General features: G+C 60.2%; 9 protein-coding genes. 4 read left to right on the top strand and 5 right to left on the bottom strand.

The genetic code is table 11. The features are described from left to right. Positions 1 to 86: 86 nt before the first annotated feature. The 5 genes from IV113_RS09285 to IV113_RS09265 form a co-directional block, all read right to left on the bottom strand. Positions 87 to 2,135: a PQQ-dependent dehydrogenase, methanol/ethanol family gene (locus IV113_RS09285; protein ID WP_247655691.1), complete on the bottom strand. Its 2,049-nt coding sequence runs from the start codon at positions 2,133 to 2,135 to the stop codon at positions 87 to 89. Positions 2,136 to 2,287: 152 nt separating this feature from the next. Next, positions 2,288 to 2,899 carry a hypothetical protein gene (locus IV113_RS09280; protein ID WP_291083469.1) on the bottom strand — a complete coding sequence of 204 codons (612 nt, stop codon included), beginning with the start codon at positions 2,897 to 2,899 and terminating at the stop codon, positions 2,288 to 2,290. Beyond that, positions 2,899 to 4,140 carry a bacterial ammonia monooxygenase, subunit AmoB gene (amoB, locus tag IV113_RS09275; protein WP_210825641.1) on the bottom strand — a complete coding sequence of 414 codons (1,242 nt, stop codon included), beginning with the start codon at positions 4,138 to 4,140 and terminating at the stop codon, positions 2,899 to 2,901. The genes IV113_RS09280 and amoB overlap by 1 nt, the downstream gene beginning before the upstream one ends. Before the next feature lie 10 nt (positions 4,141 to 4,150). Beyond that, entirely contained in the window at positions 4,151 to 4,903 is a 753-nt protein-coding gene (locus IV113_RS09270) for a methane monooxygenase/ammonia monooxygenase subunit A (RefSeq protein WP_291083464.1), read from the bottom strand. A gap of 254 nt (positions 4,904 to 5,157) precedes the next feature. Continuing rightward, positions 5,158 to 5,967 carry a methane monooxygenase/ammonia monooxygenase subunit C gene (locus IV113_RS09265; RefSeq protein WP_210825637.1) on the bottom strand — a complete coding sequence of 270 codons (810 nt, stop codon included), beginning with the start codon at positions 5,965 to 5,967 and terminating at the stop codon, positions 5,158 to 5,160. A gap of 224 nt (positions 5,968 to 6,191) precedes the next feature. Between IV113_RS09265 and IV113_RS09260 the strand changes: the two genes are divergently transcribed. The 4 genes from IV113_RS09260 to IV113_RS09245 all read left to right on the top strand — a co-directional run bounded on the left by IV113_RS09260 (position 6,192) and on the right by IV113_RS09245 (position 11,792). Beyond that, positions 6,192 to 7,643: an aldehyde dehydrogenase family protein gene (locus IV113_RS09260; protein ID WP_210825635.1), complete on the top strand. Its 1,452-nt coding sequence runs from the start codon at positions 6,192 to 6,194 to the stop codon at positions 7,641 to 7,643. 66 nt (positions 7,644 to 7,709) lie between these two features. Continuing rightward, entirely contained in the window at positions 7,710 to 9,308 is a 1,599-nt protein-coding gene (locus IV113_RS09255; RefSeq protein WP_210825633.1) for a choline dehydrogenase, read from the top strand. Positions 9,309 to 9,417: 109 nt separating this feature from the next. Continuing rightward, positions 9,418 to 11,058, top strand: a complete 1,641-nt coding sequence (locus IV113_RS09250; protein WP_291083456.1) for a 3-(methylthio)propionyl-CoA ligase — start codon at positions 9,418 to 9,420, stop codon at positions 11,056 to 11,058. Positions 11,059 to 11,138: 80 nt separating this feature from the next. Further along, positions 11,139 to 11,792 (top strand): OmpW family outer membrane protein, encoded by a 654-nt coding sequence (locus IV113_RS09245; protein ID WP_210825628.1) that lies wholly within the window; start codon positions 11,139 to 11,141, stop codon positions 11,790 to 11,792. Positions 11,793 to 11,931 lie beyond the last annotated feature (139 nt).

The following is an 11,931-nucleotide window of genomic DNA, read 5'->3' as shown; positions in this document are numbered from 1 at the left end:
TCCTCACTTCACGCCGCTTGCCAGTTCAAGGGGCGTGGAGTTTTGCAGACCTTCCCTTGAGCGATGTCATCCCACCATGTGAAGCCTTATTTCTTGGGCCGTATGGCATCCGCCGTACCCTGAATGAAGGCCTTGATCTTTTCCACATCTTCCGTGCTCAGTTTGCCCGTGAAGTCAGGCATGCCCCGGTTCATGGCCGGACCTTTGAAAATGAACTTGTCCAGGTTTTCGATGAAGGCTGCATTCATGTACCCGAGGTTGGGGATGTTGCCGCCACGATCCACGCCGGGAACACCATGGCAGAGAACGCAGTTACTGACATACAGCGCGGTGCCAGCCTCGTAGTGCGCCGGGTCGTATTTGACCCCTGCCACCAGTTCGCCCATCCGATACGCGACGAACTCAGGCATGGACGCGTTGCCGCCAACGGCAAAGGTATAGACCGTACCCGGACCTTTCCGCTCGGTGGCCCGCTTATCCTGACCGTAACTGCCGCCCCATCCCACGGCAATCGAAACGTACTGCTTGCCATCCACCTGATAGGTGATAGGTGCAGCCACTACGCCGGTCCCTGTAGGCGACTCCCACAGCTTCTCGCCGGTGCGAGCGTTGTAGGCGACGAAACGGCCATCTGCGGTGCCCTGGAATACCAGGTCACCCGCAGTGGTCAGCGTTCCACCATTCCACGGTGAGACCTGCTCCTGGCGCCATACTTCTTTTTGCTGAACCGGATCCCAGGCAATCAGACGGCCAAACGGCTTGCTTTTTGGCGGGACTGCATTGATGTAATAGCCAGTATTCCAACCGGTACCGGAGCCTGGCTGACCAGGGTTGTTGGAGTTGAAGCTCCATTTCTTATCATCCATCATGTTGACGGGTATGTTTTGCGCAGGCAAGTAGACCAGCCCGGTCCGTGGATTGAACGACATGGAGTGCCAGTTGTGCGCACCGTAGGGGCCGGGAATGGAGTCGTAAGGTCGTTCCGTGGGACGCGCATCGGAAGTCTCGATGGGACGACCCGCCGCGTCGTAGCCCGTCGCCCAGTTCACGTCGACGAAGTTCTTCGCCGAGATGAGCTTACCGTTGGTGCGGTCGATCACGAAGAAGAAACCGTTCTTCGGCGCATGCAGGATCACCTTGCGCGGCTTGCCTTCTATCTCCATGTCAGCCAGAATCATCGGCTGGGTCGAGGTGTAGTCCCAGTTGTCTCTGGGCGTTTGCTGGTAGTGCCAGACATACTTGCCGGTGTCGGGGTTGAGCGCGACGATGGACGCAAGATACAGGTTGTCACCGCCCGCGGGGCTGCGCTTGGCTGCCGCCCAGGGCGAGCCGTTGCCGGTGCCCACATACATCAGGTTCAGTTTGGGGTCGAAGCTCATTGCGTCCCAGGCGGTACCGCCGCCGCCGGCTTCCCAGTACTTGACGCTCGGGTCCCAGGTCTTGGCGGCCTTGGCCATGGACTCGTCCTCGAACGGTTTGCTTGGGTCGCCGGGCACCGTGAACCAGCGCCACTTCTGCGCGCCGCTGGCGGCGTCATAGGCCGTGATGTAGCCTCGCACGCCGAACTCGGCGCCGCCGTTGCCGATGATGACCTTGCCATTGAACACGCGCGGTGCGCCGGTGATGGTGTACGAGAACTTGCGGTCGATGATGGTGTCTTTTTCCCAGACCTTGTTGCCAGTGGCCGCATCGAGCGCGATCAGCCGACCGTCGTAGGAAGCGACGAAGACTTTCCCCTGATACAGCGCCACGCCGCGGTTCACCACGTCACAGCAGCCCTTGTAGGCGGCCTCGCGCGGGACCTGCGGGTCGAAAGTCCAGATTTTTTTTCCGCTGCGCACATCAATGGCGTGAACGATGCTCCACGAAGCGCTGACATACATGATGCCGTCCACCACCAGCGGCGTGGCCTCGACGCCGCGCGTCGATTCGAGGTTGTACGACCAGACCAGGCCAAGATCTTTCACGTTGGCGGTGCTGATCTGGTTCAGGCGCGAGAAGCGCGTCTCGGCATAGTCCAGGCCGTGGCTGGGCCAGTCGTTCGTGCGCGCCTCGTTGGCGCGGATGAATACGCCATCGACCTTCTTGGTCACGGCCGCAATGTGCGCCTTCGAGCCCTTGGCTTCCTCGGCCATGGCGGCCGGCGCCGCCGTGCCGAGCAGCGAAGCCATCGCCACCGTCACTGCCACCGTCAAGCCCATGGCCGGTCGGTTGGCAGATTTCCCTTGCCGGGCCTGATTCGCCGGCTTGATCCAATTGTTCATCATGTCTCCTTCTATCATGCTGCCTACTTTTGAGGTATGTCGGTGATCGGGGTTTTGCGCCGCGGTCCAGTGAGCCGGTACAAGAGCCAGGCCAAGCCGATAAAGAACAAGGGCAATGGCAAGTATTTCCAATAGTTGCTTACGCCGACGCGGAACGGAAAGACCGAGTGCTCCGTCTTTCCGCTGGCCGCATCCGTCGCGCTGAGCAGGCCGATGTACCAGCCAGGTTCGCTGAACCTGTGGTCCAGGGTGACCGTGCCGTGCGGATAAGCCTTGGCCGGCAGCGCCGCCATCGTCCGCTGCGCGATCCTGTCCTTATCGCCCAGATCCTCGTAGCGTGCCTTGGCACCCAGCCCGTCCGCGTCACGCAGGATGCGGAACTCGACCACGCGTTCGCGCAGCGCGGGCTGAATGAAGTCAATCACGATCACTGCCCGTCCGACTTCGGGGAAGTCCTCGCAGAACTCCTGACTGGCACGGTGCTCGGGCTGGTAGCCGGCGAAATGGGCCCGGTCGCTGCCGATGCGCAGAATGCACTTGTCGTCTTCAATGCCGACCCCGCCATGCGCCCATGCCGATGCCGCAGCCACTGCAAGCAGCGCGGAACTCAACGTTCGGATCAGTCGCATTTGCATCACCCTCCGAACAGCGGAATCATCGGTCCGCTGATCTCTACTGGATAGCGACGGCCCTGCGCATCGAAGAAGAACAGCATACCGGCCACTACCGCATCCGGGGACGCGATCATCGTCGTCATGCGTTGCGTCTCCCACATCGCGTCGTCCGCATATATCACGATCTTTTTCGTTTCGCCCGGCTTGATCGGACCTCCCTCGACACGCAACGCGTCCTGTGCCACCAGATCATCCTGATCTTTTGGTGTGACCTTCAACACTGCGGAATTGATAAAGCGCAGACCGCCTGAGGCAAACTCACCGATGTTCATGGGACTCTGCCCGCTATTGCTTACCGTGACCTCGATACGGAAGCTCCGGCCCGGGATGCGGTAGCGCGCATCGTCCATTGTGACCACCACCGGCGAAGGCTCCATCTTCAGGGTTGGCGTCTTGATCTTGCCGGTCTGCAGCGGCGTCGTGACCGGCCAGCGTTCGGTGGCATAGAAATACCCTCCCGCGATAAGCATCAGCGTCGCCACCAGGATGACCAGTGCCGCCTGACGGTCGCGCGTGGTGATCATGTCGTCGGCGTTCTCACCCAGCGCGCTGGCACGCCGGAACCTCGGCAAGATCAAAGGCACTTTGGTCAGCCAATAGCCAAACCAGACCAAACCAAGCACAAGCCACACCGCCGACCAGGAAGCCGCATTGGCAAAGCCGTGCGTTTCCAGATCAAGGGTTTGGTCGAACAAGGTCTTGATGCTGTTCTCGAACTTCGCCGGGTCGCCTCCGACCTCGACCCAGATGCCCGGGCCAATCATCGGACCGGCATCCTTGACGTTGATGATGGGATGCAGGTGATAACGGCCGGGTGTGCGGGCCTTCAGCGTGATCTCGAAGTTGTACCGCTCACCGCGCTTATACGAACTACTGCGTATGGTGGGCACACCGTTGACGCGGCTGTCCAGACGCACAAAAGAAGGCCCGGGCACGCCCACATTGAGATAGGCGGTGTCCTCGATGGACGCAACATGCTCCGGCCAGGACAGGGAAGGAACAAAACTTCCCTTGACGACCAGAATCTGGTTGACATCGAGCTTGCGCGTCGATAAATCCACGTCAAACCAATGCACGGTGCGCATGCGCAAAGCGGGCTGCTGCGCCTTTTCACCGTGTGCATACGTCGGCGTTGCCGAAAACGTGACCAAGACGACCATCAGACCTTGAATGACTGCGAACAACTTTGCAATGAAATTCATGACCTGTTCCTTAAACAACTTTTCGCAGCCACACAGCCTTGACACCGAGTGAGCCAATCCAAGCCCAGAACCAGAGGCTTAAGATGGTCAGGAAGCCCGCGAAAACCGCCGTCAATGGCGTGACCGCATCGCCGAATGTCCTCAAAGTACTCTGCTCGATGATGCGCACATATTCGGGCATGGCAGTGCGGATGTACTCAAAACCCATCACATCCGCCACCGTCATCAGCGTGCCGTGCATTTCGACCGGCACCATGAACGGAGCCAACAGTGGCCAGTTCATTGGGTACAGAAGCAGCCCCGAAAGAAAGCCAGCAAAAATCCCCGTGAAAAACCAACTGCGCGTAAGCAGCAAGGTGCAATCGATCAACAGACCCACGCCAATGAAGGTCGAGGGAATCACAAAGTTCATCGGGAAACCGGCGAACTCATGAAAGTTCAAGTACCGGCTCAACCATCCCGTCAGCGTCAGCCCGAGAATGCTCAGCGTCGCACCCAGAGGTATGCGCAGCAGCTTCCAAAAGGCATATCCAAATACGCCGGGCAGAATAACCAGCACCAAGGGCGTGACCAGCGGCCAATAACGGCGGTCCCGCCAATCGATCCAGTAGTCCCAGTCCCCAACCAGCAAGGCAAACTGAAAGGCGAATACAGCCCCCAGAAGCACCACAAAAAGCGGGATGACCACCCAGTCAACCTGGGCATCAATGCGGGCCGCTTCCTGCGGGCTAAAGGCGGCCTCAGCCGGAGTCAAAACGGACATTCAAAGTCTCCATGAATAAATTGGGAGGTCAAGCGCACAGCCTGTCATCAAGACCCAGGAGGCTGTCGGACTTGCTGAACATCGTCGGCTGCAAATCGGCCGCAGCGGTCCATTTTTCACCGTCTTTTTGCCCCATAGCCGGACTATGGGACAGCAAATTCGGCAAAAACTGTCCTCGCCGGGGCCCTTATTCGCTTTCGATGCTCAAAGTCCGATGGTTTCCTGGCCCCGATGCATCCAACCGGAAAGGCGTATCAATGAGCCGCTTGAAGCTCTGCTTGCGGCGACACCGACTGCTTCGTCAACTCGGCCACGCGACGCAGTATCTGCAGGAGCAATCCACCAGCCGCAAATGTAGACCAGCCCAGCAACACAAAGCCATAGTGAATCGGCGCGGCGAACAATTCCTCTGCATAGAAGAAAGTGTGACCCCACTCGTTGAAACCCACATTGGGCATGATCATGAAAGCGCCAGCGACGATGATCGCGAACGGCAGAGAAATGCGATTGCCAAAGAGCGGGATGCGCGTGTGAGCGTAGGCGAACGAGATGAAGCCCCAAAACACCAGCAAGGGCACGCAGAAATAGAACAGCCCGATATGGGTGGGGGTGAAATCAGTATCCCGGATCGTCACCTGGTGCCAGGCTGCATCGGCCTCCGTGTAGATCGAACCGGTCACATAAAACATGATGGCGAACAGCAAAATGAGCGCCATCAGCACGAACAGGCGCCGCACCTCCTCTCGTGGCCCGATTCGGGAAAAATCCCGCTCACGGGTACGCCAGAGATACACCAGAGCCACGGTTCCCAGCGCGACAATCAGCAGCAATTGTCCGTACAGCAGGCGCATCCAGTAAGCATCGAACTCTTGGCTGAAGTAGTCCAGCCCATATGTGAACGCCGACGCCTCGGAGTAGATGCGATAGCCGGAATAAAGCACCGCGAACGCAAGCAGCGCCAAAAAGAACTTGGCCCACGGCGCACCTATTTTCTCCCGGGAGGGTTTTCCCTCACCGCCGGCCAGCCGCATACCCCCGGCACCTTGAATTGAAGCTGTTTTCATGGTCATGTCTCCTGTCGTGTTAATTAAGGGTAATCAATTAGCCTCCACCCACTTGCAATAAAGAGGCTCGGCCAGCTTTGCGCCAACACGAAGAATGGTAGCCCCGAAGCACATGAGGTTGCACCTAACTTTCGTTAGGGTGACTTCCATGACGCATCTCCATAGACTTGCTTTTTCCCTCGAATCGACGCGATACGAGACCAAAATAAAAGCAGGAGACAGAAATGAAAGTGGCTTCCAATGTCGTGCGGCTTGTCAACCCCGACGAACCGGCGGGACAAGCGGAAATAGACCGCATCTTCGCCGCGCAGCGTGAGACGGCCTTACGGCTACGTCAATCAACCGCCGCACAGCGACTCGACAAGATCGACCGCCTGAAGCGGGCCGTCCTGGCGCGCCAGGCCGACATTCAGCGCGCTGGCGCACTGGACTTCGGCAAACCGGCCGCCGAGGTCGACCTGACCGAAATTTTGCCCATCGTGGCCGAAGCCAACGATGCGCGTCGCCATCTGCGCCGCTGGATGAAGCCGAACAAGGTTTTACCCACCCTGCTGATGTTTGGCACGTCAAGCCACGTGCAGTGCGAGCCCAAGGGCCGCTGTTTAATCATCTCGCCCTGGAACTATCCCGTCAACCTGACCTTCGGCCCGTTGATCTCGGCCATCGCCGCCGGCAACACGGCCATTCTCAAACCCTCGGAGATGACGCCCCACCTGTCGGCGCTGATGGCGGAGATCGTGCGCGAGGTGTTTCCCGAAGACGAGGTGGCCCTGTTCCAGGGCGACGCGTCGGTCTCGCAGGCGCTGCTAGATCTGCCCTTCGATCACATCTTCTTTACCGGCTCGCCGGCGATTGGCCGCGTGGTGATGGCCGCGGCGGCCAAGCACCTGACCAGCGTGACCCTGGAGCTGGGCGGCAAGAGCCCCACCATTGTTGACGCCACGGCGGACGTGAAGGCCGCAGCGGCCAACCTCATGTGGTCCAAATGCACCAACAGCGGCCAGACCTGCATTGCGCCGGATCACGTCTACGTCCACGAATCGGTCAAGGATGTTTTTGTAGAGCACTGCCGCCAGGCCCTGGCCAAAGCCTACGGTGAAGGAGATGCCGTGCGCACCAGTCCTCACCTGGCGCACATCGTCAATGAGCGCCATGCCAAGCGCATCGTCGGACTGCTGGATGACGCGCTTGAAAAAGGTGCCAGACTGCTGGCCGGTGGCCAGCACCAGACAGATCGCCAGTTCGTCGCGCCCGCCTTGATCGACAACGTCAGCCCGGATGCAAAGATCATGCAGGAGGAAATTTTCGGCCCGTTGCTGCCCCTCGTTGCTTACCGCGATCTTGACGAAGTCATCACCAAGATCAACGACCAGCCCAAGCCGCTCGCGCTGTACATCTGGACGAAGAACCACAAGGTCGCCGACAAGGTGCTGCGCGAGACGAGTTCGGGCGGTGCCTGCGTCAACCACAGCGTCGTGCAGTTCCTGCATGGCCGCCTGCCCTTTGGCGGTGTCAACAACTCCGGCTTGGGCAGCGCACACGGGATCTACGGGTTCAAGGCCTTCAGCCATGAGCGCGCGGTCGTCAAGACCTGGCTGTTGCTGGCCTCCACTTTCTACCCGCCCTACACCCATCTGTCGCGACGGCTGATCAACTGGACGTTGCGTCTGGTCTGATGGCCTCGGATGCACCGGGCTAGCCTGGTGCATTTCTTTTTTCTCTGAATCGTATAGGGACAATTCTTGAAATTCGATTACATCGTCGTGGGCGCCGGCTCGGCCGGCTGTGTCTTGGCCAACCGATTGAGCGCGGATCCGTCGAACCGCGTGTGCCTGCTCGAAGCGGGACGGTCCGACGACTCACCGCTGATCCGCACGCCCATGGGCCTCGTGGGCTTGCTCGCGACCCGCAAGTACAACTGGTATTTCGACACCGAACCACAAGCCGAACTCGAAGGTCGTCGCCTGTACTGGCCGCGGGGAAAAACAATCGGGGGCAGCAGCTCGATCAATGCCATGGTCTACATGCGCGGGCACCAGGCTGATTACGACGCATGGGCGGCGGCTGGAAACGCCGGATGGGCCTACAAGGATCTGCTACCCATCTTCATGGAACATGAGAATAACGAGCGCGGTGTCTCGACCCACCACAGAACAAATGGGCCACTGAACGTCGCCGATGTGCGCTCACCCAACCCGTTGTCAGCTCGCTTCATCGACGCCGCCGTGCAATGCGGCATGCCGCGCAACATGGACTTCAACGGCGCGCAACAGGAAGGTGCAGGGCCTCACCAGGTGACCCAGAAAAACGGGGAACGCTGGAGCAGCGCGCGCGCATTCCTGCACCCGGTCATGGACCGACCGAACTTGACCGTGCTCACCGGCGCCCATGTCACGCGCATCCTGTTCTCTGGCAAACAGGCCGTGGGTGTCGAGATCGAACGCAAAGGCGAGCGCCAGCGTATCGAGGCCGAACGTGAAATCGTGCTCAGCGGCGGGGCCATCAATTCGCCGCAATTGCTACAACTTTCGGGCGTGGGATCCAAGCAGGCGCTGGCACAGCACGGCATCGCACAAGTGGCCGATTTGCCAGGCGTGGGCCAAAACCTCCAGGACCATCTCGACGTGACGGTGATGATCCGCGACCGCAGCAAGCAGGCGATTGGTGTCGCGCCTGGTTTCCTGCCGAAAGCACTTGCCGGGCTCTGGCAATACTGGCGCAAGCGCGAAGGCTTCCTGTCCAGCAACGTGGCCGAGACAGGGGGTTTCGCCAGGCTCTCGCCACAATCAGCACTGCCGGAAATACAGTTTCACTTCCTGCCGACCTACCTGCGCAACCATGGCCGTGACCTAGCCCCCGGCTATGGGGCTACCTTGCACATGTGCCAGTTGCGCCCCAAGAGCCGCGGCTTCATCGGACTCAAAAGCGCGGACCCGATGGCCGCACCGGCGATTCAACCCAACTACCTGAGCCATGCCGACGACTGGGACGAGATGCTGCGTGGCCTGAAACTTGCACGACGCATCTTTGAGGCCAAGGCCTTCCACGATATCCATGGCGGCGAAGTCGCACCGGGTGTCGGCGTGAGCAGTGACCAGGATCTGCGGGCCTACATCCGGCGCAGTTCGGAAACCATTTACCACCCGGTCGGCAGTTGCAAGATGGGCAATGACGACATGGCTGTGGTCGATGCGCAGTTGCGGGTGCACGGGCTTTCGGGCCTGCGTGTCGCCGACGCATCCATCATGCCTACGGTTATCGGCGGCAACACCAACGCCCCCTGCATGGTGATCGGCGAGAAGTGCGCGCGGGCCATCCTGTCAAGCCAAAAACTTCAGTAGATTCATCCGCCTACAAGGCACCACCCCGAAGAGGCGCTATGGCACCTCTCAACACGATACCCGGCCAGTGGCCGGATTTAGCCTTAACCAAGAAACCCAAGGAGACTTCATGAACGGTCAAATGATGAGCGCGCCCCTGCTCATTTCCTCACTCATCACCCATGCGGCACGCCATAGCGGCGATGTGCCCATCGTCTCGCGCCGCGTCGAAGGTGACATCCACCGCACCACCTATGCGCAATTGCATGACCGTTCGCGCCAGATGGCCCATGCACTCGGCGGTCTCGGTGTGCAAGCGTCGCAACGCGTCGCCACGCTGGCCTGGAACGGCTACCGGCACCTGGAGCTGTACTTCGCCGTGTCCGGCAGCGGTTCGGTGCTGCACACCCTCAACCCGCGCCTGCACCCTGACCAGTTGCTCTACATCCTCGACCATGCCGAGGACCAGGTGTTGTTCTTTGACCTGACCTTCCTGCCCCTGGTCGAGGCCGTGGCGGGGCGCTGCAAGACGGTACGTCACTTTGTCGCGATGATCGACAAGGACAAGATGCCGGCGAGCAAGCTGCCCAATCTGCTGTGCTACGAAGACATGATCTCGGCGCACAAGCCCGACTTTGCATGGCCCACCTTCGACGAAAATACCGCCTCGTCGCTGTGCTACACCTCGGGCACCACCGGCAACCCCAAGGGCGTGCTCTACAGCCACCGCTCGACGATGCTGCACACCTACGCCTCGCTCATGCCGGACGCGATTTCCATCTCATCGCGCGACTGCGTGATGCCTGTGGTGCCCATGTTCCACGCCAATGCCTGGGGCCTGCCCTACAGTTGCGCGATGGTCGGCGCCAAGCTGGTGCTGCCCGGTGCAGCACTGGACGGCAAATCGCTGCACGAGCTGATTACCACCGAGCAGGTGTCGTTTGCGGCCGGCGTGCCCACGATCTGGCTCGGCATGCTCCAGCACGCCGAGCAGAACGCGCTTAGCCTCGCCCCCCTGAAGCGCACCATCATCGGTGGCTCGGCCGTGCCGCCAAGCATGATGCGTGCCTTTGAGGATAACCATGGCATTGAAGTCATCCACGCCTGGGGCATGACGGAGATGTCGCCCCTGGGCACGGTCAGCCGGCTGAAGCAGAAACACCTGTCCCTGCCACTGGACGAACAGCATGCGCTGCTCGCCAAGCAAGGCAAAGTCGTGTTCGGCGTGGACATGCGCATCGTCGATCCGCAGGGGGCCGACGTCCCCTGGGACGGCAAGACGCCGGGCGATCTGCTGGTGCGTGGCCCTTGGATAGTCCAGAGCTACTTCGGCCCTGATGGCGCCAAACCCCTGGTGAGCGACACGACCGGCGCGCAGTGGTTCCCCACCGGCGACGTGGCCACGATCGACGCCGACGGCTACATGCAGATCACGGATCGCAGCAAGGACGTGATCAAGTCCGGCGGCGAGTGGATCGGCTCGATCGACCTGGAAAACGTCGCCATGGCGCACCCGGCGGTGGCGATGGCAGCGGCTATCGCCGTGCCGCATCCAAAGTGGGATGAACGACCCTTGCTGGTGGTGGTGCGCAAGCCGGGCGCGGAGGTCACCCGCGAAGCGCTGATTGAACACTACAAAGGCAAGGTCGCCTCCTGGTGGGTACCGGACGATGTGGTATTCGTCGATGCCATTCCCATCGGCGCCACCGGAAAGATGCTGAAGAACCAGTTGCGTGAGCAGTTCAAGGACCACCGGCTGCCGGAGGTCTAAAAGATTTTCGGCGAACGTAATCAATGCCGCAAAACAAGCCCGGCATGTCGCCGGGCCCATAACAACGTAAAGGAGACATGATGAAACCATTGAATATCCGGAAATTGACTTGTTTGGCCGTGTTGTGCGGGATCACGGGCGGTGTATCCGCCCAGGAATCGCCGTGGTTTGTGCGCGCTGGCGTCGCATCGATTCAATACCAATCCGATGCGGACATTACAGTCGGGGGCGGCCCGGTGCCAGGGGCCGCGTTGAACCTGAGTGACAGCACCACCCTCGCGGCCGAAATCGGATACTGGCTCACACCCTCGGCGGCCCTGCGGGCAACGGTGGGCATACCACCCAAGACTCGGATCGAAGGTCGTGGAACGGTGGCGCCATTGGGTCAATTGGGCGAGGTGAAGTATGCACCGGCAATGTTGACCGGCACGTACAGCTTCGACCTCGGGGCCATCAAACCTTACATCGGCGGCGGAATCGCCTACATCCATGTCCTGGAGTCAAAAGATGGCGCGGTGGCAGGCCTGGACGTGAAGAGCCGGTTTGGTGGCGTGCTGCAAGTCGGCGTGGATATTCCCATTGACAAGTCGTGGGGCTTGTTCGTCGACTTCCGAAAGCTGTACTGGAAAACCAAGGCGACCGGAACAGCCCCTGCATTCGGCGGAGCGCCCGTAAAGGCCGACTTGAAACCCTCTCCGTTCGTGGTGATGGCCGGGGTATCGAAGCGTTTTTGATGGCTGGATGCTCGGCAAGTTTTCAGCATGCGGGATGTGACAAATAGGCCGGAGGATCGCCGCGATGGCGGTCCAGCCGCCTATGGAAGGTCTGCAAAACTCCACGCCCCTTGAACTGGCAAGCGGCGTGAAGTGAGGA

The sequence above is a fragment of the Hydrogenophaga sp. genome, assembly GCF_018780385.1.
Lineage (GTDB): Bacteria > Pseudomonadota > Gammaproteobacteria > Burkholderiales > Burkholderiaceae_C > Hydrogenophaga.
Note: the sequence above shows the minus strand (reverse complement) of the source record. Positions and strands in the feature narration are given on the sequence as shown.

What these genes read in the sequence shown, in the direction of transcription:
- IV113_RS09280 (WP_291083469.1), bottom strand. Translation starts at nt 2,899, where the DNA reads ATGCAAATGCGACTGATCCGAACGTTGAGTTCCGCGCTGCTTGCAGTG.
- IV113_RS09260 (WP_210825635.1), top strand. Translation starts at nt 6,192, where the DNA reads ATGAAAGTGGCTTCCAATGTCGTGCGGCTTGTCAACCCCGACGAACCG.
- IV113_RS09270 (WP_291083464.1), bottom strand. Translation starts at nt 4,903, where the DNA reads ATGTCCGTTTTGACTCCGGCTGAGGCCGCCTTTAGCCCGCAGGAAGCG.
- IV113_RS09285 (WP_247655691.1), bottom strand. Translation starts at nt 2,135, where the DNA reads ATGGCCGAGGAAGCCAAGGGCTCGAAGGCGCACATTGCGGCCGTGACC.
- IV113_RS09250 (WP_291083456.1), top strand. Translation starts at nt 9,418, where the DNA reads ATGAACGGTCAAATGATGAGCGCGCCCCTGCTCATTTCCTCACTCATC.
- amoB (WP_210825641.1), bottom strand. Translation starts at nt 4,140, where the DNA reads ATGAATTTCATTGCAAAGTTGTTCGCAGTCATTCAAGGTCTGATGGTC.
- IV113_RS09245 (WP_210825628.1), top strand. Translation starts at nt 11,139, where the DNA reads ATGAAACCATTGAATATCCGGAAATTGACTTGTTTGGCCGTGTTGTGC.
- IV113_RS09265 (WP_210825637.1), bottom strand. Translation starts at nt 5,967, where the DNA reads ATGAAAACAGCTTCAATTCAAGGTGCCGGGGGTATGCGGCTGGCCGGC.